The 22,394-nt window shown below is 29.8% G+C and carries 22 protein-coding genes; all 22 read left to right on the top strand.

Annotated elements, in window-relative coordinates:
• Positions 1 to 17: 17 nt before the first annotated feature.
• Positions 18 to 953 (top strand): ABC transporter ATP-binding protein, encoded by a 936-nt coding sequence (locus I4V16_RS04220; RefSeq protein ID WP_099330112.1) that lies wholly within the window; start codon positions 18 to 20, stop codon positions 951 to 953.
• Positions 954 to 965: 12 nt separating this feature from the next.
• Complete coding sequence (locus I4V16_RS04215) at positions 966 to 2,060, top strand: ABC transporter permease (protein ID WP_195573260.1); 1,095 nt, start codon at positions 966 to 968, stop codon at positions 2,058 to 2,060.
• Positions 2,051 to 3,118 carry an ABC transporter permease gene (locus I4V16_RS04210; RefSeq protein WP_195966535.1) on the top strand — a complete coding sequence of 356 codons (1,068 nt, stop codon included), beginning with the start codon at positions 2,051 to 2,053 and terminating at the stop codon, positions 3,116 to 3,118. The genes I4V16_RS04215 and I4V16_RS04210 overlap by 10 nt, the downstream gene beginning before the upstream one ends.
• A 188-nt stretch (positions 3,119 to 3,306) precedes the next feature.
• The gene (locus I4V16_RS04205; RefSeq protein WP_195966534.1) at positions 3,307 to 3,690 is read left to right on the top strand and encodes a hypothetical protein; all 384 of its coding nucleotides are present in this window, start codon (positions 3,307 to 3,309) and stop codon (positions 3,688 to 3,690) included.
• Between the two features lie 68 nt (positions 3,691 to 3,758).
• Positions 3,759 to 4,655, top strand: coding sequence for a hypothetical protein (locus I4V16_RS04200; RefSeq protein ID WP_195966533.1), 897 nt, complete (start codon positions 3,759 to 3,761; stop codon positions 4,653 to 4,655).
• Positions 4,656 to 4,793: 138 nt separating this feature from the next.
• The gene (locus I4V16_RS04195; protein WP_195966532.1) at positions 4,794 to 6,239 is read left to right on the top strand and encodes a DEAD/DEAH box helicase; all 1,446 of its coding nucleotides are present in this window, start codon (positions 4,794 to 4,796) and stop codon (positions 6,237 to 6,239) included.
• A gap of 300 nt (positions 6,240 to 6,539) precedes the next feature.
• Positions 6,540 to 8,279, top strand: a complete 1,740-nt coding sequence (locus tag I4V16_RS04190) for an ABC transporter ATP-binding protein/permease (RefSeq protein WP_195966531.1) — start codon at positions 6,540 to 6,542, stop codon at positions 8,277 to 8,279.
• Positions 8,279 to 9,949, top strand: a complete 1,671-nt coding sequence (cydC, locus tag I4V16_RS04185) for a thiol reductant ABC exporter subunit CydC (protein WP_195966530.1) — start codon at positions 8,279 to 8,281, stop codon at positions 9,947 to 9,949. The genes I4V16_RS04190 and cydC overlap by 1 nt, the downstream gene beginning before the upstream one ends.
• Before the next feature lie 54 nt (positions 9,950 to 10,003).
• The gene (locus tag I4V16_RS04180) at positions 10,004 to 10,399 is read left to right on the top strand and encodes a YbaN family protein (RefSeq protein ID WP_049180306.1); all 396 of its coding nucleotides are present in this window, start codon (positions 10,004 to 10,006) and stop codon (positions 10,397 to 10,399) included.
• Positions 10,392 to 10,685, top strand: coding sequence for a nitrous oxide-stimulated promoter family protein (locus I4V16_RS04175; RefSeq protein ID WP_049180250.1), 294 nt, complete (start codon positions 10,392 to 10,394; stop codon positions 10,683 to 10,685). Before I4V16_RS04180 ends, I4V16_RS04175 begins: the two co-directional genes overlap by 8 nt.
• A gap of 161 nt (positions 10,686 to 10,846) precedes the next feature.
• The gene (locus I4V16_RS04170; protein ID WP_099330117.1) at positions 10,847 to 11,611 is read left to right on the top strand and encodes a DUF4097 family beta strand repeat-containing protein; all 765 of its coding nucleotides are present in this window, start codon (positions 10,847 to 10,849) and stop codon (positions 11,609 to 11,611) included.
• Between the two features lie 282 nt (positions 11,612 to 11,893).
• Positions 11,894 to 13,057 (top strand): 4Fe-4S dicluster domain-containing protein, encoded by a 1,164-nt coding sequence (locus I4V16_RS04165; RefSeq protein WP_195573268.1) that lies wholly within the window; start codon positions 11,894 to 11,896, stop codon positions 13,055 to 13,057.
• Between the two features lie 33 nt (positions 13,058 to 13,090).
• Positions 13,091 to 13,984, top strand: coding sequence for an RnfABCDGE type electron transport complex subunit D (locus I4V16_RS04160; protein WP_242974279.1), 894 nt, complete (start codon positions 13,091 to 13,093; stop codon positions 13,982 to 13,984).
• 2 nt (positions 13,985 to 13,986) lie between these two features.
• Positions 13,987 to 14,598: an RnfABCDGE type electron transport complex subunit G gene (locus I4V16_RS04155; protein WP_049180257.1), complete on the top strand. Its 612-nt coding sequence runs from the start codon at positions 13,987 to 13,989 to the stop codon at positions 14,596 to 14,598.
• Between the two features lie 22 nt (positions 14,599 to 14,620).
• Positions 14,621 to 15,307 carry an electron transport complex subunit E gene (locus I4V16_RS04150; protein WP_027097384.1) on the top strand — a complete coding sequence of 229 codons (687 nt, stop codon included), beginning with the start codon at positions 14,621 to 14,623 and terminating at the stop codon, positions 15,305 to 15,307.
• A 19-nt stretch (positions 15,308 to 15,326) separates the two neighbouring features.
• A complete protein-coding gene (locus tag I4V16_RS04145; RefSeq protein WP_049180259.1) occupies positions 15,327 to 15,905 on the top strand; it encodes an electron transport complex protein RnfA in 579 nt (192 codons plus the stop codon).
• Positions 15,906 to 15,918: 13 nt separating this feature from the next.
• A complete protein-coding gene (locus tag I4V16_RS04140) occupies positions 15,919 to 16,713 on the top strand; it encodes an RnfABCDGE type electron transport complex subunit B (protein ID WP_049180260.1) in 795 nt (264 codons plus the stop codon).
• 96 nt (positions 16,714 to 16,809) lie between these two features.
• Positions 16,810 to 17,361, top strand: coding sequence for an ECF-type riboflavin transporter substrate-binding protein (locus tag I4V16_RS04135; protein WP_111938212.1), 552 nt, complete (start codon positions 16,810 to 16,812; stop codon positions 17,359 to 17,361).
• A gap of 1,116 nt (positions 17,362 to 18,477) precedes the next feature.
• Positions 18,478 to 19,158, top strand: a complete 681-nt coding sequence (locus I4V16_RS04130) for an HD domain-containing protein (RefSeq protein WP_195966529.1) — start codon at positions 18,478 to 18,480, stop codon at positions 19,156 to 19,158.
• A gap of 22 nt (positions 19,159 to 19,180) precedes the next feature.
• The gene (locus tag I4V16_RS04125; protein WP_195542386.1) at positions 19,181 to 19,627 is read left to right on the top strand and encodes a GNAT family N-acetyltransferase; all 447 of its coding nucleotides are present in this window, start codon (positions 19,181 to 19,183) and stop codon (positions 19,625 to 19,627) included.
• Between the two features lie 149 nt (positions 19,628 to 19,776).
• Positions 19,777 to 21,486: an ABC transporter ATP-binding protein gene (locus I4V16_RS04120; RefSeq protein ID WP_195966528.1), complete on the top strand. Its 1,710-nt coding sequence runs from the start codon at positions 19,777 to 19,779 to the stop codon at positions 21,484 to 21,486.
• A gap of 4 nt (positions 21,487 to 21,490) precedes the next feature.
• Positions 21,491 to 22,312: an energy-coupling factor transporter transmembrane component T gene (locus tag I4V16_RS04115; RefSeq protein WP_243282785.1), complete on the top strand. Its 822-nt coding sequence runs from the start codon at positions 21,491 to 21,493 to the stop codon at positions 22,310 to 22,312.
• Positions 22,313 to 22,394: the final 82 nt, after the last annotated feature.

Genomic DNA, 22,394 nt, shown 5'->3' with positions numbered 1-22,394 from the left:
TTAAGGAGGTATTTTTTATGGCAATTATAGAAATTAAAAATATTACTAAGAGATTTAATGATAAATTAGTTTTAGACAATATAAGTTATGAAATTAATAAAGGTGAAATTTTTGGTTTTATAGGTCCTAATGGAGCAGGAAAATCCACTTTAATTAACATAATGACTAGTCTTTTAGTACCTGATAGTGGAAGTGTTAAGATTTGTGGATATGACATAGTAAAAGAAAGCCTTAAAGCTAAAGCCAATATAGGATATGTACCTCAAGATATAGCTCTACTAGAAGAATTAAGTGCTTATGACAATTTAGAATTTTTTGGAGCTTTATATGGATTGAAAGGAAAACTTTTAAAGGAAAGGATTAAAGAAGCCTTAGAGGTAACAGGACTTGAAGATAAGAGAAAGCAAAAAGTTAAGAAGTTTTCTGGAGGAATGAAGAGAAGATTAAATATAGCTACAGCTATAATGCATCATCCTAAGGTTTTAATTATGGATGAGCCAACAGTTGGGGTAGACCCACAGTCTAGAAATCATATATTTACTTTTACAAAGAAGATATGCAAAGAGTGGGGAACAACAGTTATTTATACCTCTCATTACATGGAGGAGGTTGAAGAGCTATGTGAAAGAGTATTTATTATTGATTTAGGAAAAGAAATAGCTTATGGAAATAAGGAAGATATAAAGAGTTCAGTTTTTCCTAATAACAAGGTAATAATTGATGCTTCAAATATGAGTGGTGAGGCCTTAATTAAATTAGAAAATGTAGAAGGAATATTAAAAATTGTCGATAATGAAAATTTAATAACATTAACTATAAATAGTAATTTTAAACTTGGAAATGCTCTAAATATTTTAGAAAAAGAAAATGTAATCATCAAGAAAATAAGTTATGAAGAAGCTAAATTAGAGGATGTATTCTTAACGTTAACAGGAAAAAATCTAAGGGACTAGGGGGCAGTGGCAATGAAAGTTTTATATTATGTGAAGACAATCTTAAAGGGAATGTTTGCAAATGGACTAATTACAATTGCCTACTTTGTTTTATTACCTGTAATACTTGCAGGAGTTATGGGATTTATGAAAAGTAGTACCCATGATAATCCTTTGAAACTAAAAAAGGTTACAGTGAGTATTGTGGATGAAGATAAAACAAAGATGTCAAAAAGTTTAATAGATTTTTTAAAGAGTGAAGACATGCAAGAGCTAGTTACTATAAGTAATGAAGATAGTAATTGCGATTTAATTATTAAAGAAGGATATGAAAAAAACTTAACATCATTAAATAAAGGAAATATTGTAATAAAGAAAAATAATAATGAAAGAAACACAGCAATTGAAACGTTAAAAGTTATATTAGATAAATATCATAAGAGTATGTATGTTGGGATTAGTGGGGGCTCTCAGGAAGATTTGGAAAGATTAAATGATAATAAAGCTGTAGAAAGTACAATAATTGATGTGGAAGAAAACATTTCTTCATATAAAATGATGTCTTCATCAATGATAGGTTTTGTAGTAACAATGCTTATATATGGATTAATTGAAGGAAGTTATTCAAAGCAATCAGTAGATTTAACTAATAAGATTAGATCAACTCCTACAAGTAGATTAGGTTTATTAATAAGTGATTTAGCTACTAACTTTATATATTGTTTTATAATTATGAGTGTTTATGTACTAATATTTAGATTTACTGGGGTTAATTTTACTGGAAATATACTTTCCTTAACATTAATTTTAGGAGTAAGTTCTTTATTTATGTCAACTATTAGCATGTTGGTTTTAAGCCTATTTGGTCCTAAGTATGGAAAGATTGTAGGGGTAATTATGTTTTTGATTCCAGTAGCAAGTATGGAAATGTTCTCTGGAGTAGAAAGCATACTATCATCACTTTCTGTTACACATTTAATTATAAAAATAGTTAATTGGTTTACTCTATATGGAACATTAAAAGGAGTATATGGTTCCATATTAATTCTGTTTGGATTATCAGTAATTTTCTTTATAATATCAATGATAAAAGAAAGCATGGTTAAGGAGGTAAGAAGATGCGTTTAATCAGAGTTGTTTTTATTAATATGAAACGACATGTAAAAAATCCTTTAATTTGGGCTATTTCTTTTTTACTTCCAATAATTGTGTTGGTTGGCTTGTTTAAGGCTCCAGATGATATGAGTGGTGGTCATATCGGAATAATATGTAATGATAATTCCGCATATTCTCAAGAATTAGTAAATGAACTAAAGAGTAAATATACAATTAAAGAATATGAAGGAAGGGCAGAGGATAATTATAGTGAGTTAAGAAAAAATAATGTAGGAGCCATATATGTTATAGAAAATGGTTTTGGAGAGGTTTTAGCATCTGGTAGAACACCTGAAGTAAAAGTATATAAAACAGAAGAGGAAATAGGATCTGTAATTGGAGATGAAATTATAGAAAATTATATCAATAATAAGCTTGAAGAAGAAGTTAGAGAGGGATTAAGTACTAATTATATAGAAACAATTATAGAAGATGATGTGGTGGAAGATGACTCTCAATTTATTATGGCTTTAATGATGATATGTTACTTTATGATGATAGGTGGGTCTGTAATTACAGAAGATATAATAAAATTAAGAAATCAGAAAGTATTAAAAAGAACTATATCTACAGCTAATAAGGATTATGAAATTCTAGGAGGAATATTCTTATCCATATTCTTTTTACAAGCTGTCTTAAGTACAATTGCATTTCTTATTACTTCTAAAATAGTAGGGCTACATTCATATAGTATATTATCAACAATTTTAGTAATAGTATTATGTAGTTTAATATCTACTACCATTGTAGTATGTGTAACAAGATGGCTTAAGAATCCAATCATTACAAGTTTAGCTACAGTAATATTTGGGCTACTTTGTTTTGGTATTTCTATGGTTAGTATGAATTTAGATAGTTTTGAAAATGTACCTAAGATTATTGAAAAGTTAAGTATTATATCTCCATTTACTTGGATGATAAAAATAGCACAAAACAATCAGTATATAGTACCTTCTATAGTGATTATATTTATGTCTTTAGTATTCTTTACAGCAGGAAGCTTTAGATTAAGGGATTATGCTAAGGAGTAAGTAAGTTGTATTAAAACAATGAGGTATGGTAGGGGATAAAAAGGGAGTTGTTTCAATAGAAAATAAATCTTCTCTATTGCCGACTCTTTTTTTACGTAGTTTTATCAAATTCCAAAACAATTATTTTGATAGGAATACCTTACTCGCAAACACCAAATCAAGTTGATGAAAAGAGTTTTAAATCAAGTATGAATAACTCTAATTTCTATACTCCATATAGTTCATCTATGTCAATGTATGGAAGTGACTGTTCTGGATTTGTAAGCTTTGCCTTTTATGTGTCAAGACATACAACATGGACTCTGGTTAGTGATAGTTTGTTTACCAAATTATCTAGTCTTGATAATTTATTGCCTGGAGATGCGGTTGTAACAAATGTTGCGGGAAAAGAGCATACATTTATTATTAATTATATAAATGGAGATACTCTAGGTTGTTATGAACAAACACAATATTATGCAAGAGCTACAACACATAGCAAAGCAGATTTAAAAAATAATAAATATCGAGGAATTAGGAATTATGATTGGGGGGGGGCGGTACCATATAGCATCGGTGTAAATTATTCATAATACTCTGATTCTATCGAAAAGTAAAAAATGTCAGTTTATATTTTAACAATGATAAATGGAGGCAAATAATGAAGAAAACGTATTTTGGTATTATTGTGATTGTAGCAATTATCTTTAGTTTAATAGGATATACTATAAAAGCTAAGTCAATAAATGATAGTACAGAAAATAATGTTTCAGAAGAGAATGGAAATTTAGAAAATAACAAGCCTGATGATGTACAAGTTTATAAGAGGGATTTAAACAATGATGGTATTGAAGAAACAATCAAGATTACCTTTCAATATGAGAAAGACGGGATACAAAACCAAAAATATTTAATATCCATTATTTCAAGTGATAAAGAATATACCTTTGAGGAGAAGGATGTAATTGGTATAGTTCCTAAAGTAAGTTTCGCAGATTTTAATATTAAGGATAAGTATATTGAATTCTATATAAATAGTGAGGGACAAAGTGATGATCCAAGTTCAGCAATATTTAGGTTTGATGGCAATGAAATAAAGAAGATATATGATACTGTTGGATATATAGAAAAATATGATGGTGAGGGGAAGATATATACTGATTATTCTAGAACTAATGATAAATTTTCTGTGCTTTTAAGTTATTATGATATTGTTACAGGGAAAGTAGTCTATAATGATAAAAATAATTTAGTAGGTAAAACTCTTCAATATGATAATTCTCTTATTTTATTTTCAGACTCTCCTAATGTTGATGGGGCTTTTGAAAGTTATGTTGATGATAGTATTGGAAAAGAAGAGATTCAAAAGATAATATCTAAGTTCAAAAAAGAAGATATTGTTAAAGTATGTAATCCCAATGAAATTCTCACAATAGTTGACATTGATAATACAAACTATGGAATGTTTAAAGAGGGGAATCCGAGAAATATTAGGATTAAGGTTAAAACGTCAGAAGGAAAAGAAGGTTGGCTTCATTGGTTGAATGGTGGAGACTAATTAATTTTTAGTGTAAGGTGAAAAAGAGCTGCCGTAATAGAGTATGAATTTTCCCTATTACAATAGCTCTTTTTCTTTTTGTAGAAATAATCATACTTTTAGGTTAGACTAATACTATAAAATCTAAAGGAGAAAATTATGATAAACAAATTTAATAACTTTAATTTAAGCAAAGAATTAATTAAGGCATTAGATGCCTTAGAATATAAAGAACCCACTGGGGTTCAAGAAAAGGTAATACCAGAAGTATTGTTTAATAAAGATTTAATTGTAAAGTCTCAAACTGGTACTGGAAAAACAGGAGCCTTTGTAATTCCTTTATGTGAAAAAGTAAAATGGGAAGAAAATGATCCGCAGGTACTTATACTTGCACCTACAAGAGAGTTAGCTATACAAATAGGTGAAGATGTTAAAAATATAGGTAGATATAAAAGAATAAAGGGAGTAAGCGTATATGGAAAAGCTCCTTTTAAAGATCAAGCACAAGAGTTAAAGGGGAAAACTCATATAGTAATAGGTACTCCAGGAAGAGTTTTAGATCATATTGATAGAGGAACATTTAATACATCTAATATAAAATATTTAGTTATTGATGAAGCAGATGAGATGCTTAATATGGGATTTATTAGACAAGTAGAAGGTGTTATAAGAAGAATTCCTAAAAAAAGAGTAACTATGCTTTTCTCTGCAACAATACCTGAAGAGATACAAGAATTATGCTCAAAGCATTTAAAGAGACCAGTTAATATTGAAATTCAAAGTAGTGGACTAGTAGTCGATAAAATAGAAAATGTTTTATTTAGGGTAAGAGGAGAAGAAAAGTTAAAATACTTAAGAATGTTACTTGCAAAAGAAAAGCCAGAAACAGCAGTTATATTCTGTAGAACTAAAGAAAATGTAGATGTAGAGTATGATTATCTAAAAAGCTTGGGGTATTCTGTTGATAAAATTCATGGTGGCATGTTACAGAAGGATAGAATATCCACTATGGAAAGATTCAAAAAGGGGGATTTTAGAATTTTAGTTGCTACAGATATTGCATCAAGGGGAATAGATGTAGAGGGGATAACTCATGTAATTAATGTTGATGTACCTTTAGAGAGGGAAGCTTATGTACATAGAATAGGAAGAACTGCAAGAGCAGGTAAAAGTGGTAAGGCTATAACATTTGTAACTCCATATGAAGATAGATTCTTAAATGATATAGAAGAATATATAGGATTTAAGATTCCAGAAAAGAGTTTAGAGGAAATAGCTTTAGATGAGAAAATTTTAGAATCTGAAGAAAATGTATTAAAGAAGAAGGCTAAAAAGAAGGACAGTAAGGGTAAAAACATAAACAAGGAAATTACTAAGCTATACTTTAATGGTGGTAAGAAGAAAAAGATTAGAGCTGTAGATTTTGTTGGAACCATATCAAACATTGAAGGAGTAAGCTCAGATGATATAGGCATCATTGAAATTGGGGATATGGGATCTTATGTAGAAATACTTAATGGAAAAGGTAAACTAGTTTTAGAGAAGCTTAAGGATAGTACTATTAAAGGGAAAAAGCTTAAGGTTGAAATAGCTAAAAAGAGATAATAGGGTAAGAAGGTAAAAAGATAAAGGGATTAATAAGAATAATAAAAATAATTAAGATTAGGAAGAGAAATTGCTTTGCAATTTCTCTTTTTTCTTTACCCTTAGTATGGGGGGAGTGGATATTTGTTTCCATGTGACTTGGAGCTTTGTGACGGAACAAGCAAAATAAATATCTACTCCACTTTTTTTATAGGTCTATTTTGGGAAATATGAGAAAAAGTATTGAAAATGATTATCAATCATGGTATAGTTACTTTGTTAATGAAAATTATTATCAATTAAACTACGAGGTGAATGCTTATGATGATAAATAAAAGGCTTATAAATTATTGTGAAGAGTCAAAAAAATATATAGTACTAACTGTACTGGCAAATTGGATTTCTCTTTTATGTAATATAGGAATTATATTAATTGTTGGAGATTTTATAGGAAAACTTTTTACGGGGGATAGCTTAGGTAATAATACTTTAAGATTAATTATCTTAGGAATGCTAATTTTAATAAGAATAGCTGCTAACTTATCTTACGGTCACTTTTCCCATAAAGCTTCTGAAGGAGTAAAGGTAAAGCTTAGAGATGGGATTTTTCGAAAGTTAACAAGAATTGGTCTTAATTATAATAAGGTAACATCAACTAGTTCAGTAGTGCAAGTTGCTGTTGAAGGTGTAGAGCAATTAGAAGTTTATTTTGGTAGATATTTACCCCAATTCTTCTATGCATTACTAGCACCAATAACATTATTTATACTATTTTCATTTATATCATTAAAGGCAGCTATAGTTTTCTTAGTGTGTGTTCCTTTAATACCTGTTTCAATTATTGCAATAATGAAAATAGCTAAAAGAATACTTAAGGATTACTGGAATAACTATGCTAACTTAGGAGATACTTTTTTAGAAAATCTTCAAGGTCTTACAACTTTAAAGGTATTTAATATTGATGAAGAAAGACACAAGAAGATGAATGATGAAGCTGAAAACTTTAGAAGAATAACTATGAAGGTTTTAAGTATGCAGCTTAATTCTATAAATGTTATGGATTTAGTTGCTTTTGGTGGTGCAGCATTAGGAAGCATTATAACCCTAAATGCATTTTATAATGGACAAGTTACTTTAGCTGGAACAATAATTATAATACTTTTATCTTCAGAATTCTTTATACCATTAAGACTTTTGGGATCATTTTTCCATATAGCAATGAATGGTATGGCAGCTTGTGATAGAATCTTTAAATTATTAGATTCTGATGAATTAGAAGAAAGAAAAGAAGATTTTACTAAAGAATTAAGCCATAAAGCTGATATAGAAGTAGATAATATAACATTTAGCTATGATGGTGAAAGAAATGTAATAAATAATGTTTCAATGAAGTTTGAAAAGGATAAGTTTACTGCTATTGTAGGGGAAAGTGGAAGTGGTAAGAGTACCATTGCATCACTACTTTTAAATACATTTAAAGTAAATGAAGGAAATATAAAAGTTAATGGTATTGATATAAATAGAATTCCGTTAAAAGATCTATATGAAAAGATGGTTATTATATCTACAAATAGTTTCATATTTAATGGAAGTATAAAAGATAATTTATTAATAGGGAAAAGGGATGCTACAGTTGAAGAAATTAATAGAGCATTAGAGGTAGCTAACATAAAAGAATTTGTATATTCATTAGATGATGGATTAGATACACAAGTAGGAGAGGGTGGTTCTCTTTTATCTGGAGGACAAAAGCAAAGATTAGCATTTGCTCGTGCAATACTGTCTGATAGAGAAATACTTATTTTAGATGAAGCAACTTCAAATATTGATGTTGAAAGCGAAGAAATGATTTGGAACTCAGTTGAGAAACTAAGAAATAATAAGACACTAATAGTTATATCTCATAGATTAGCTAATGTTAAGAATGCAGATAAGATTTATCTATTAGATAAAGGTAACTTAGTTGAAGAAGGAAATCATGAAGAACTTATGAATAAAAAGAATAAATACTTTAATCTTGTATCAATGCAAGAAGAACTAGAAGGAAAGGGTGTGATGTAATGGAAAGAAGATCAGGATTTAAAATAATGAGTAGGCTTATTCTTGAATTAAAGCCATTACTACCTTTTATGTTTATAACTATAACTTTTGGTGTACTTGGATTTTTAGCAGCTATTGGAATCACATCATTTGGTGCAGTTGCTATAGGAGAAATGGTTGGAAGTACTCTAGGAGTAGCAATGAAAACTGCTATTTGGATAATGATTATATTTGCAATTTCAAGAGGGCCACTTAGATATATAGAACAACTTTCAGGGCACTATATAGCATTTAAAATATTAGTTATTTTAAGAGATAAGGTTTTTACTAAGCTAAGAAAGCTTGCACCTGCAAAACTTGAAAGAATGGGTAAAGGAAATTTAGTATCCTTAATTACAGCTGATATTGAACTTTTAGAAGTTTTCTATGCTCACACTATTGCGCCAATATCAATTGCAATAATAACTAATATAATAATTACAATAATACTTTGTTCAATTAATTTAACACTAGGAATACTAGGAGGGATATTCTTCTTTATAGTAGGTTTTTGTATACCATATTTTACTTCAAAGTATGGAAAGAAAGCTGGAGAAGAATACAGAAAAACTTTTGGAGAAGCTAATTCATATCTTTTAGATTCTTTAAGAGGATTAAAGGAAGTACTTATATATAAGGTTTCAGAAGAAAGAGGGGAAGAAATAAGTAAAAGTTCTAAACTTCTAAATACAAAACAAAAGAAAATTAAGTATCATGAAGGTCTTATTAGAGCATTATCAGATACAACAATAATGATAGCAATTTTAACATTTGTATTTGTAGGGGGAGATTTTGTTCAAAATGGAACACTTCCAATGGATCAATATATACTTTGTGTATTTATACTAGCATCATCCTTTGGACCAGTTGTTGCTTTAAGCAATCTTTCAAATAACCTTTTACAAACATTTGCTTCAGCAGATAGATTATTTAATCTTTTAGATGAAGAAGCTGCAGTTCAAGATGTTGATGGAAAAGAAGAAGTTAGTAATGTAGATATTTCTTATAAGAATGTTAACTTTGGTTATGAAGGAAGAGAAGAAATATTAAAAGATATTAACTTAAATATAAAAAATGGAGATAAGGTAGCTATAATTGGTGAAAGTGGAAGTGGTAAGAGTACACTAGTTAAGCTACTTATGAGATTCTTCTATGTAAATAGTGGAGAAATATCTTTAGGAGATAAGAACATAAAGGATATTACAACATATGGACTTAGGAAAGTAGAGGCACTAATGAGTCAGGAAACATATCTTTTCAATGAAACAATTGAGGAGAATATAAAGGTAGCTAAATTAGATGCAACAAGAGAGGAAGTAGTAGAAGCAGCTAAGAAAGCTTCAATACATGAATTTATAGAAACTCTACCTAATGGATATGAAACTAAGGTTGGAGAATTAGGTGGTAATTTATCATCTGGTGAAAAACAAAGAATTGGGCTAGCTAGAGCTTTCTTAAGAGATAGTGAAATAATGATTCTTGATGAACCAACAAGTAACTTAGATACATTAAATGAAGGTGCCATATTAAAGGCAATTAAGGAAAATTGCAAGGATAAAACAATAATATTAATTACACATAGAAACTCAACAACTTCTATATGCAATAGAACTTTAAAGTTAGAAAATAAAAAGTTAACTGAAGTAATTTAATAAGGAGGATCCTTGAAGCCTAGGGGGGAGTCTAGGCTTCAAGGGAAAATAGATATGAATAAGATAAAGAAATCGCTTTATATAATCGTTGGATTAATATCTTTTGGATTAGGGGCAATTGGAGTGATATTGCCAGTATTACCTACAACACCATTTTTGTTATTGGCATCATTTTGTTTTGTTAGGGGCTCTGATAAATTTGATAGGTGGTTCAAAGAAACAAAAATATATAAAAAGCACTTAGAGAATTTTGTGAATAATAGAGCTATGACTTTAAAACAAAAGGTATGTATATTACTATTTGCAGATACTATGATTCTTATAGCTATGTATTTTGTAAATAATCTTCATGCAAGAATTGCAATGTCAGTGGTTATATTGCTCAAGTTATATTACTTTACATTTAAAATTAAGACTATAAAAGTTGTAGGAGAGAATGTAAATGAGTAGAGTAGAAAAGGAAAAAGAAATTGTAGAATTAATGATTAGGCTTTACTGTGAAAAAAATCATAAGTGTAAGGATGAACTTTGTGATGATTGTAAGGAACTTTTAGAATATGCTCATAAAAGATTGAGTTTTTGTAAGTTTGGAGATAAAAAATCATCTTGTAGTAAATGTCCAATTCATTGCTATAAGAAAGATATGAAGGAAAAAATAAAAAAGGTAATGAGATTTTCAGGACCAAGACTTCTAATATATAGACCATTTGAGTATGTTAGACATATATTCAAGTGATTTTTTTAGAAGGATAACTGATAATGAAAATCAAGTACAAGTAATTGAGAAACTATACAGAAATTTTGTATAGTTTTTTTGCTATTATAAATAAAAATAAGGTTTTTTTAAGAAAGTAAAAGGAAAGTATTGGGATATAATGTATAGTAAGGGGTGAAGTTATGAAAAAAATAAGTTTTTATTTAGCATCAGTAATGTTAGGTGTATTCTTTATAGGCTGCAATAATTCTAATGCTAAAGATGTGAACTCTACTGTAACAAAAATTGATAAAACAGAATCTATTTCTGGGGTTGAAGAAATACGGATTGAAAGTGGAGCATCAGAAATTAATTTATACGCATATGATGGAAGCGAAGTAAAGGTAAAAGGTGAACTTGGAGATTATAGTAAAGGTCTTGAAATTAACAAAAGAGGGAATACATTATATATAAAGGAAGAAAGTAAGAAAAATATAGGTGTCAATATTGAACATACAAAGTTAGATATAATGATACCAAAAACTTTTAATGGGAATTTAGATTTTAATCAAGGGGCAGGAAAAGCCGATATTAATAACCTAGACTTAAAAGATATTAATATAGATGGTGGAGCTGGAAAACTAACATTATCTAATATATGTTTTAATAACTTAGATTTAGATAGTGGAGTAGGGCAAGTTAATATAGAGACAGGAGATAGAAGTGGAAATATTGATATAAATGGAGGTGTTGGAGAGGTAAATGTGAACATTAAGAAGGTTGGTGGAGATTTAATATATGATGGTGGAGTTGGTAGTTCTAATATTAAGATACCAAAGAATTCGCCAATAATTATTAAATCAGAATCAGGATTAGGGTCAATAGAAAATGAAGCAGTTATTTCTAGTAATGGTGACTATATTTTCGATATAAGTGTTGGGGTAGGAAGTATTAGAATATATAATTAATATAGTTAATTATATAACAAAGATTGGGTGGTAAAAATTACTATATGGTAGATTCAAAATATTAGAGTTCAAGAAAAGGTGCCTTAGAGCTATATTCTAAGGCATCTTTTTTTATTTTTTAATAAAATAATTTTAAAAAATATATGTTAAATATAAAACAATGAGTTGTTAAGTACTATATAAGATGATAAAATGACAAATGGACTACTATAAAGCAGAATGAAGTCGAAAATTTAAATGTAAAGCTTTGTTTCAAGTTAATCATAAAATAGGAGGACTTATATGAGTTTATTTAATTTAATTAAAGAGACTAAAATATCAAAGGAAGAGTCCCTTTATCCAACTAAACAATGTGTATTCTATTTAGAAGGAAAGGGAGTTAATACTACAGCCCTAGTTAAAAAGGGAGATGAAGTAGTTGTAGGTAGTGTAATTGGTAAAGAAAAAGAAGATTTATCAATACCTGTTTTAAGCTCAGTTAATGGAACTGTTGTAGAAATAAGAGATACTTATAATACTGATGGTAAAAAGTCAAAAGCAGTAGTTATTGAAGTAAAAGAAAAAACTACACTTGAAGAAAAAGAAGTTAATATTAACTCTTTATCAAAAGAGGAAATATTAAATAAGATTCAAGAGTTTGGTTTATTAGATGAAGCTGGAGTACCTTTATCATTAAAGTACAGAGCTTTTAGTGGAAATAAGCTATTAGTTAAGAGTTTTAGTTATGAATCAAATATAGCTTATTATGATCTTTTAAATACTAAGGAAAAGGAAATAAATAAAGCTTTAGAAGTTTTAAACAAGCTATTTGTATCTTTAGAAATAAAGAAAGCTGATAGTAAGAGTGTGTCAAAGAAGACAATTGAGTTAAAGAGAGAAGAACTTATTTCTAAATTCTTTGGTAAAGACGTAAAAAATGAAGATGTTATAGTTGAAGATATTTTAACATTAGTATATCTTGGAGAATGCTTCTTAAGTGGACAACCTCATTTAGATGAGTATGTTGTTGTTTCAGGTTCTGCTATTAAAGAAAATGTTTTACTTAAGGTTAAGTTAGGTACTACTTTAGATGAAGTTTTAGAAACATTAGGTGGAAATAAAGAAGAATTAGGTAAGGTAGTTGTAGGTGGAGCATTAAGAGGTGTACCTCAATTTAGTGAGGATTCAGCAATATCTTACAATGCTAAAGCTATACTTTTCTTAAATACAAAGGATGCTACAAAGGCAACTGAATCACCATGTATAAGATGTGCAAAATGTTTAAGAGCTTGTCCTGAAGGGTTAAATCCAATAAAGCTTATGGAGCTTTGGGAAAGAGGAGAAAAAGAAGAGTTCTTAAAGTTTGGAGGAAATAAGTGCATAGAGTGTGGTTTATGTAGTTATGTATGTCCGTCTAAGGTAGAGGTAGCAAACAAGATTGTTACTGCAAAGGCTTTTATAAAGTAAAAGTTTGGATTTCCTAAAGAAAAAAGATAAGGAGTGAACATTTTGGAGAGAAAAATTAATATTTCACCTGCTCCACATATAAGAAGTAACAATACTATCAACAAGATAATGATTGATATGATTATTGCATTACTTCCAGCAGCAGGTGCAGGAATATATTTTTATGGAAAAGATGCAGTTAAAATATTAGTTGCATCAACTTTATCAGCATTAGTTATAGAAATGTTATGGAACAAGTTTGTTAAGAAGACTAGCTTTTTAACAGATTTAAGCCCAATAGTTACAGGGTTAATGATGGGTCTTATATTACCAACACATGTTCCATTATGGATACCAGTTATAGCTTCAATTTTTGCTATTATTGTAGTTAAACAATTCTTTGGTGGACTTGGTCAAAACTTCATGAATCCAGTAGCAGCTGCTAAGGCTTTCTTAATAGCTTCATGGGCAGGAGTAATGGCAAAACCTGTAGTAGATACAGTTGCAGCAGCATCAGAGGTTGTTGAAGAAACTGTTACTTTAATGGATCAAATAATTGGTCAAGCTTCAGGAAGCATTGGAGAAACTTCTATTTTAGCTATAGCTGTAGGAGCTTTATACCTTGCTTTAAGAGGAAGAATAAGCTTAAGAGCTCCACTTGCTTTCTTAGTTTCAGGTTATGCTATGAACCTTTACTTAGGTAAGGAAGGATTACTTTCAGGGGCATTCTTCTTTGCAGCGATATTTATGGCAAGTGATTATGCAACTTCACCAATGACTAGAGTTGGTCAATACATATTTGGTATAGGTCTTGGTGTTACAGCATCAGTTATATCTGTACTTGGATATAATCCAGAAGGACCATACTATGCAATTATTATAATGAACTTAGTAGTTCCAATGATTGAATATTTCACTACTAAAAAGTTTAAGAAGGAGGTGGCTTAATAATGAAAGAAAACTTAAAATTAGGTGGTATTTTATTAACTATTACAGTAATAGCTGGTTTACTTTTAGGTTTTGCTAACTCATTAACTGCTGAAGCCATCTTAGAAAATTCAAAGGTTAGTAAAGAAGATTTAAAGGTTATATTACCTGCTGCTTCATCAATTGCTGATACTGAAGGAATAGAAACAAATGAAACTATTAATGAAGTATATGATGCATTAGATGGAAGTGGAAATAGAGTAGGTAATGTATTTAAGGTTACAACAAAAGGGTTCCATGGACCTGTAGAATTAGTTATTGCTATTTCAAGCGAAGATAAGGTTACTGGTATGAAGGTTTTAGCTCACTCTGAAACGCCAGGTCTTGGAGCTAAAATTACAGAACCTGCTTTTATGGAAAGAATAAAGGACTTACCAATTGCTGAAGATATAGAAATTGTTAAAGTAACTCCATCAAAGGATAATCAAGTTGAAGGTGTATCAGGAGCTTCTGTATCTTCAAAAGCAGTAGCTACTGCAGTAAATGACGCAATAAGATTCTATAAAGAAAACATTAAGGGAGAAGAGGTAGCACCTAAGGAAGAAGTAGACTCTACTACAAGTGCAACTCAGTAACCTAAAGATAAGGAGGATAAAAATGAACAAGTTAATTGAAAGACTAAAAAACGGTATAATTACTGAAAATCCAATTTTTGTTCAAGTATTAGCTATGTGTCCAACCTTAGCGGTTACAACAAGTGCAGAAAATGCCTTAGGTATGGGACTAGCTTCTACAGTAGTTTTAATATTTTCTAATATGATGATTTCTGCAATAAGAAAGTTTGTACCAGATAAGATAAGAATTCCTGCGTACATCGTAGTTATTGCTTCATTCGTTACAATAGTTGATATGTTAATGCATGGATATGTTCCAGCATTATATAAGTCACTAGGTATATTTATTCCACTTATAGTTGTTAACTGTGTAATTTTAGGAAGAGCTGAAGCTTATGCTTCAAAGAACCCAGTAATACCATCAATCTTTGATGCTATAGGTATGGGACTTGGATTTACAGTAGCTCTTTTCTTAATAGGTGCATTCAGAGAAGTAATAGGTGCAGGTCAAATTTTAGGTATGCAAGTAATGCCAGCAAGTTATAAGCCAGCATCAATTATGATTCTTGCTCCAGGTGCTTTCTTCACATTAGGTGGACTAGTTACTTTCTTAAACTATAGAAAGATCAAGAAAGCTAAGAAAAATAACGAGCAAGTTATTGAAATGCAAGCAGGTGGATGCGGAAGCTGTTCTGGATGTGGAAACGGTGGATGTTCTACAAGAAAATAAGTAAAGGTGGAGAAGATAGATGAGTTTATTTTTAATTTTTATTAGTGCTATGCTAGTAAACAACTTCGTACTATCAAAGTTCCTTGGTATTTGTTCATTCTTAGGAGTTTCTAAGAAGAAGGATGCTGCCTTTGGTATGGGAATGGCTGTTACACTAGTTATGGTAGTGGCATCAGTTATGTCATGGTTAGTTTACAATAAAATATTAGATCCATTAGGATTAAATTATTTATCAACTATAGCTAACGTACTAGTTATAGCTGCGTTAGTTCAATTTATAGAAATGGCAATGAAGAAGATGATGCCAAGTTTACATAAGGCTCTTGGTGTTTACCTTCCTCTTATTACAACAAACTGTGCAGTTTTAGGTATGGCTTCTTTAAATATTCAAGAGAGCTATAACTTATTACAAGCTTTAGTAAATGGTATTGGAGCTGCTACAGGATACACTCTTGCAATAGTTTTATTATCATTCATTAGAGAAAGAATTGATAACAATAAGAATATACCAGAAGTTTTAAGAGGTCTTCCAATAACTCTATTTACAGCAGGGTTAATGGCTATAGCATTCTTAGGCTTCCAAGGATTAATTCACTAGGAGGTATTTATAGATGGGTATATTATATGCAGCACTTAGCTTAGGTGCCTTAGGATTAGTTTTTGGTATATTACTAGGATTTGCTTCAAAGAAGTTTGAAGTTAAAGTTGATCCAAAGATTCCGAAGCTTAGAGAATGTCTTCCAAGTGCAAACTGTGGTGGATGTGGATATGCTGGATGTGACGCTTATGCAGAAGCAGTTGCATCTGGTGATGCAAAACCTAACCTTTGTTCTGTTGGTGGTGCACCAGTTGCAGAAGCATTGGGTGAAGTTTTAGGGGTTTCAGTTGAAACTGGAGCTAAAATGACAGCATTTGTTAAGTGTGCTGGTAACTGTGAAAAAGCTAAACAAAATTATGAATATGAAGGTGTAACTAACTGTCTAGAAGCTTCTCTTTTAGTAGGTGGTGGTGCTAAGAAGTGTTCATATGGATGTTTAGGACTTGCAAGTTGTGTTAATGTATGTGAGTTTGATGCTTTACATATAGTAGATGGTATTGCAAAGGTAGATAAAGAAAAGTGTACAATGTGTGGAGCTTGTATAGATATTTGTCCAATGGGATTAATTGAAGCTGTTCCATATGATAAGAAGGTAAGAGTTGCTTGTAACTCACAAGATGCTGGTAAGGATGTAAGAAATGCTTGTTCAGCTGGATGTATTGGATGTAAAATTTGTGAAAAGAATTGTCCAAAGGGTGCAGTTAAAGTTGATGGATTCTTAGCTAAGGTTGACTATGAAAACTGTGTTAACTGTAAGATTTGTACAACTAAATGTCCAACTAAGGCAATTTCATTCTTAGAAAATTAATTAAAAAGCTGACATAAGTCAGCTTTTTATCTTTGTGTATATAAATATAGAATATTATGAAAAATATATATAAATTAAAACTAAGGGAGAATTTATATGAATAGAAGATCAGGAATACAAACTATTGTAGCTATAGGTATAGGTGCTGCTGTGTTTATGATACTTGGAAGGTTTGGAGCAATTCCAACAGGTATACCAAACACAAGCATTGAAACAGCATATGCCTTTCTAGCATTAATGGCAGTTTTATATGGACCTGTTGCAGGTTTTTCAATTGGATTTATAGGGCATACATTAAAGGATTTAACTACATATGGGTCACCATGGTTTAGTTGGATTTTAGCTTCAGCAGTAGTTGGATTAGTAATTGGATTTGCATACAAAAGATTAAGCATTAATGATGGTGAATTTAATAAGAAGGATATTATTAGATTCAATATTTATCAAATAATAGGAAATGCTATAGCTTGGCTTTTAGTAGCTCCAGGGTTAGATGTTCTTGCTTATGCAGAACCAGCTAATAAAGTGTTTGTTCAAGGAGCAGTTGCGTTTGTTTCTAATGGACTTACTGTTGGAATAGTAGGATCATTATTAATTTATGCTTACTCAAAGACAAGAACTAAAAAGGGAAGCCTAGATAGAGAGTAGGTACAAGGTAAAAAGATAAGGATGGGAGGAAACTGCTTTGCAGTTTCTTTCTTTTTTAGGTAAGAAGGTACAAGCAGTGCTATGCACAGTATAGGTAAGAAAAGGTATTAGGTAAAAAGGTAAGAAGAGTTAATCAAGATAATTAAGATAAGAGAGTTAATATAGATAAATAAGATAAAAGAGATAAAAGAGTTGAGGAGGAAACTGCTTTGCAGTTTCTTTCTTTTTAGGTAAGAAGGTGCAAGCAGTGCTATGCACAGTATAGGTAAGAAAAGGTATTATGTAAAAAGGTAAGAAGAGTTAATCAAGATAATTAGGATAAGAGAGTTAATATAGATAAAAAGGATAAAAAGGATGCCTGAATATCTAAATCTATGATTTAGTAATATGAAGATACTCAATGAGTAAGGAGGAAACTTTGCTATCGCTAAAGTTTCAAGTGAATCTCTAAAATTTATTTTGGGTAGATGAACTTATGCAATCCATTAGGATTGCATTCCTATATATAAGTCGGTAGTGATGGGATGAGAACTTTATTCTTTAGTAGTGAGGGTTATTTATGGATTAAGAGCATTAGGGTGGACAAGCGTTTAAGATTAAAAAATTTCTGTAATAAAATTGTCCTAAATTATTTACTATTAACTCTTCTCTTTATAATAAGTTATATTAATAATAAAAATAATATTATTAATATAAATAATATATTTAAGAAAAGAATTTTTGTTAAAAATATTATTTTCTTCTTAGGGGAGTGAAAAAATATAACAAGTTATGAACATAAGAGCTTTTGAATATAAAAATATAAAAATATGTAGAGAAGATACCTGGGGAGAAAGAAGCAAGGTAAAAAGTTATAGGAAAAATGCGTGGTTAGGAAGATAATCGAGATAATTAAGATGCCTGAATATCTAAATCTATGATTTAGCAACATAGAGGTACTCTGTGAGTAAGGAGGATAATAAAGTTAATTGGGAAACTGCTTTAGAAGTTTCTTTCTTTTTCACTTTAGGATAAATATAACAATATATAAATATGTAGAGGAAATATTGGTGGAGAAGAACAATGGTAAAAAGATAAGAAAGTTATCTTTAACTTTTCGCCAATTGGGAGAGTGTATTGAATAGGTTTGAAAAAATAAAAAATGATAAAACAATAATTGAAGTTTATAATAGAATTTCTGAATTTGAAGATCTAGATAAAGGATGGGCACATCATAATTTTCATCATGTTAAAAATGTGGCTAAATTAATTGAGTCTTTACTTAGTGAATTGGGTTATGATGATAGCTTTATAGAAGAAGCTAAAATAGCAGCCTTATTACATGATACTGGTGCAATAGAGGGAAAGAATAATCATTCACTAAGAAGTTATGAATTTGCAAAAAAATATTTTGAGAAAAACAATATTATATTAGAAAATAAAGATTTAGTATTAGAAGCCATAAAGATTCATAGTGGTGGATTTGATAGTGATAATATTATTGCTTTAGCTCTTATTTTAAGTGATAAATTAGATATAAAATACACTAGAGTTGCTAAAGAAGGATATAAAGTAAAAGGAATGAAAGAGTTGCAATACATCAAGGATATATTGGTTGAAATTAATAATAAAAATTTAAAAATCAAATTTGTTTGCCATGAGAAGATTAATAAGAATGAATTAGAAGAATTTTATTTTATGGAAAAAGTTTTTAGAGCAATAATAGCTTTTTCAAAAAAGATGAATTTGAATCCCAAGGTACTATTTAACAATGAAGAATGGGAAATGCTTCATATGTTACAATTATTATATGAATAGGAATTTAAAGGGGAGAAAATAAATGTTTATAAGAAGGTATGAAGAATCAGATTGTAAATATTTAGCTGAATTATTTTATAATACAGTACATTCTATTAATGCAAAAGATTATAGGCCGGAACAGCTGAATGTATGGGCGACAGGAAATGTAGATTTAGAGAAATGGAATAAATCTTTATTATCACATTTTTCTGTTGTTGCAGTTGAAAATGGGATTATAGTTGGTTTTGGCGATATAGATTCCACGGGATATCTGGATAGATTGTACGTTCATAAGGATTATCAAAATCAAGGTATTGCTACTGCAATTTGTGATGAATTGGAATGCAATTTTAATGAGAGCAAAGTAACTACCCATGCTTCAATTACGGCAAGACCCTTTTTTGAGAAACGAGGGTACAAAGTTATTAAGAAACAGAATGTGGAAAGAAGTGGGATTGTGTTACAAAATTATATTATGAAGAAATAATCAAATTTCAATTTATCTAATAGATTAAATTTAGATATAAAAAAGAATTTGTAAAAATGATATATTCAAAAAATATAATTAAAAATCCTTTTGAAAATATTGTCGAATAGTATATAATATTATAGACAAAATGTACAAAGGAGAATGGAATGAAGAAACCAGTAATAGAGTTCAAAGATTTTAGCTTTCAATATAGAGTTCAAGCTAAACCAACATTGAATAATATTAATTTAACTATATATGAAGGTGAGAAGGTACTTATTGTTGGACCGTCTGGTTCTGGAAAGAGTACTATTTCTAATTGTATAAATGGATTAGTACCATTTTTATATGAAGGAGATATAAACGGAAGTTTAAAGATAAATGGAAAAGAAACAAGGGATATGAGCATAGCAGAAATATCAAATTCAGTTGGAACTGTGCTTCAGGATCCTGATAGTCAATTTATAGGATTGACAGTTGCAGAAGACATAGCTTTTAAGTTAGAAAATAATTGTGTAGATGTAGATACAATGAAGGAGAAAGTAAACATAGTTTCTAGAATAGTAGGAATTGATACTCACTTAGATTCATCTCCTCAGCGTTTATCAGGTGGACAAAAGCAAAGAGTTTCTCTTGCAGGGGTAATGGTAGATGAGGTTAATATCTTATTATTTGATGAACCTCTTGCAAGTCTTGACCCTGCTACAGGAAAGAATGCTATAGATCTTATAGATAAGATAAAAAATGATAGTAATAAAACTATAGTGATTATAGAACATCGTCTTGAGGATGTTTTATATAGAAATGTAGATAGAGTAATAGTAGTTAACAATGGAGAAATAGTAAAGGATACTACTCCAAGAGAACTATTAGCTACAGAAGTTCTAAAAGAATGTGGAATTCGAGAACCTCTTTATATAACAGCATTAAAATATGCTGGTTGTAAACTGGATAAAGATATGAATTTAGAAAATATAGATGAAATTAACTTAAACTCCTTAAGTGGGGCTCTTAAATCATGGGCTGATGGAGTAGTTAATGAAGAAGTAAAAGAATCTGTAGAACCTTTACTAGAGTTAAAGAATGTAAACTTTGAATACTCTAAAAATAAAAAGGTTTTAAAGGATGTTTCTTTTAAAATTAACAAAGGTGAGATGGTAAGTATAGTTGGTAGAAATGGAGCAGGTAAATCAACTATATCTAGGCTTATTTGTGGTTTCTATCACCCAACATCAGGAGAAATACTATTTGAAGGAAATAATCTTAAAAATAGTACTATAAAAGAAAGAGCAGAGAAAATAGGTTTAGTAATGCAAAACCCTAATCAAATGATATCTAAAACCATGATATTTGATGAAGTGGCTTTAGGATTACAAATTAGAGGAGTTTCAGAAGATGAAACTAAGAGAAGAGTATATGAAGCCTTGAAAATATGTGGCTTATATGAATTTAGAAATTGGCCTATATCTGCATTAAGCTTTGGACAAAAGAAGAGAGTAACTATTGCTTCTATATTAGTACTAAATCCAGAATTAATAATATTAGATGAACCTACAGCAGGACAGGATTTTAAGCATTATACAGAAATAATGGAGTTCTTAAAAGAGCTTAATAAAAAAGGTGTAACTATAGTTATGATAACTCATGATATGCATCTTATGCTTGAATATACAGATAGATCTATAGTTTTATCTGATGGAGAGAAGATTGCAGAAGATAAAGCTTTTCGTATCTTAACTGATGATGAAGTTATAGAAAAAGCAAACTTGAAAGAAACATCTCTGTATCAACTTGCTTTAAAAGCAAATTTAGCTGATCCAAGAGAATTTGTAAATAAGTTTATTGACTATGATAGGAGGACTCGAGAAAGTGAATAATGCAATGCTTGAATACACGGATTTAAAGTCACCTATACATAAGTTAACTGGTGCAACTAAGCTTATAGCATTAATAATATGGGCTATAACAGCAATGGTTACCTACGACACAAGGGTGTTGATATTAATGTTCATATTAAGCATAGTATTCTTTAAAATATCGAAAGTGAAGTTTAAGGAAATTTCATTTGTATTATATTTTATATTGGTATTTTTATTAATCAATAATATAGCTATATTTATATTTTCACCTTATGAAGGGGTTGAAATTTATAAATCAAGGACAGATTTATTTCACCTTGTAGGAAACTATAATGTTACTTTGGAACAACTTTTCTATCAATTTAACGTTACTTTAAAATATTTTTCAATAATTCCTATGGCATTATTATTTATGGTAGCTACAAATCCAAGTGAGTTTGCAGCATCCTTAAATAGAATTGGGGTAAGTTATAAAATAGCTTATTCTGTTTCAATTGCATTAAGGTATATACCAGATGTACAAAGAGATTATATGGAGATTTCCTTTGCTCAACAAGCAAGGGGAATAGATATGTCAAATAAGGAAAAGTTGATAAAGAGGGTAAGGAACATGTCTACTATTCTTATGCCTTTAATCTTCTCTAGTTTAGAGAGAATAGAAACTGTAAGTTGTGCAATGGAACTTAGAGCCTTTGGTAATAAGAAGAAAAGGACATGGTATAGTGGAAGAAAATTTGAAAAGGGAGATTATATAGCAATTGCTTTTATGATTATCCTGTTTATAGTATCCTTAGTGATTACTTTAAATAATCCAGATAAGCGATTTTATAATCCTTTTATTTAATAAGGGATTTAAGAGGTTGTTGCAAATATTTAATTATTTTGCAACAACCTCTTTATTGTTGTATATTAAATTATATAAATTT

Source organism: Clostridium sp. 1001283B150210_160208_E6 (genome assembly GCF_015669365.1).
In the GTDB taxonomy this organism is placed as follows: Bacteria; Bacillota; Clostridia; order Clostridiales; family Clostridiaceae; genus Clostridium; species Clostridium paraputrificum.
Note: the sequence above shows the minus strand (reverse complement) of the source record. Positions and strands in the feature narration are given on the sequence as shown.

Coding starts and splice junctions, on each gene's coding strand:
- I4V16_RS04135 (WP_111938212.1), top strand. CDS start 16,810: ATGAATAGAAGATCAGGAATACAAACTATTGTAGCTATAGGTATAGGT.
- I4V16_RS04115 (WP_243282785.1), top strand. CDS start 21,491: ATGCTTGAATACACGGATTTAAAGTCACCTATACATAAGTTAACTGGT.
- I4V16_RS04120 (WP_195966528.1), top strand. CDS start 19,777: ATGAAGAAACCAGTAATAGAGTTCAAAGATTTTAGCTTTCAATATAGA.
- I4V16_RS04180 (WP_049180306.1), top strand. CDS start 10,004: ATGAATAAGATAAAGAAATCGCTTTATATAATCGTTGGATTAATATCT.
- I4V16_RS04165 (WP_195573268.1), top strand. CDS start 11,894: ATGAGTTTATTTAATTTAATTAAAGAGACTAAAATATCAAAGGAAGAG.
- I4V16_RS04125 (WP_195542386.1), top strand. CDS start 19,181: ATGTTTATAAGAAGGTATGAAGAATCAGATTGTAAATATTTAGCTGAA.
- I4V16_RS04170 (WP_099330117.1), top strand. CDS start 10,847: ATGAAAAAAATAAGTTTTTATTTAGCATCAGTAATGTTAGGTGTATTC.
- I4V16_RS04195 (WP_195966532.1), top strand. CDS start 4,794: ATGATAAACAAATTTAATAACTTTAATTTAAGCAAAGAATTAATTAAG.
- I4V16_RS04175 (WP_049180250.1), top strand. CDS start 10,392: ATGAGTAGAGTAGAAAAGGAAAAAGAAATTGTAGAATTAATGATTAGG.
- I4V16_RS04210 (WP_195966535.1), top strand. CDS start 2,051: ATGCGTTTAATCAGAGTTGTTTTTATTAATATGAAACGACATGTAAAA.
- I4V16_RS04220 (WP_099330112.1), top strand. CDS start 18: ATGGCAATTATAGAAATTAAAAATATTACTAAGAGATTTAATGATAAA.
- I4V16_RS04140 (WP_049180260.1), top strand. CDS start 15,919: ATGGGTATATTATATGCAGCACTTAGCTTAGGTGCCTTAGGATTAGTT.
- I4V16_RS04150 (WP_027097384.1), top strand. CDS start 14,621: ATGAACAAGTTAATTGAAAGACTAAAAAACGGTATAATTACTGAAAAT.
- cydC (WP_195966530.1), top strand. CDS start 8,279: ATGGAAAGAAGATCAGGATTTAAAATAATGAGTAGGCTTATTCTTGAA.
- I4V16_RS04190 (WP_195966531.1), top strand. CDS start 6,540: ATGATGATAAATAAAAGGCTTATAAATTATTGTGAAGAGTCAAAAAAA.
- I4V16_RS04155 (WP_049180257.1), top strand. CDS start 13,987: ATGAAAGAAAACTTAAAATTAGGTGGTATTTTATTAACTATTACAGTA.
- I4V16_RS04215 (WP_195573260.1), top strand. CDS start 966: ATGAAAGTTTTATATTATGTGAAGACAATCTTAAAGGGAATGTTTGCA.
- I4V16_RS04205 (WP_195966534.1), top strand. CDS start 3,307: ATGAATAACTCTAATTTCTATACTCCATATAGTTCATCTATGTCAATG.
- I4V16_RS04145 (WP_049180259.1), top strand. CDS start 15,327: ATGAGTTTATTTTTAATTTTTATTAGTGCTATGCTAGTAAACAACTTC.
- I4V16_RS04200 (WP_195966533.1), top strand. CDS start 3,759: ATGAAGAAAACGTATTTTGGTATTATTGTGATTGTAGCAATTATCTTT.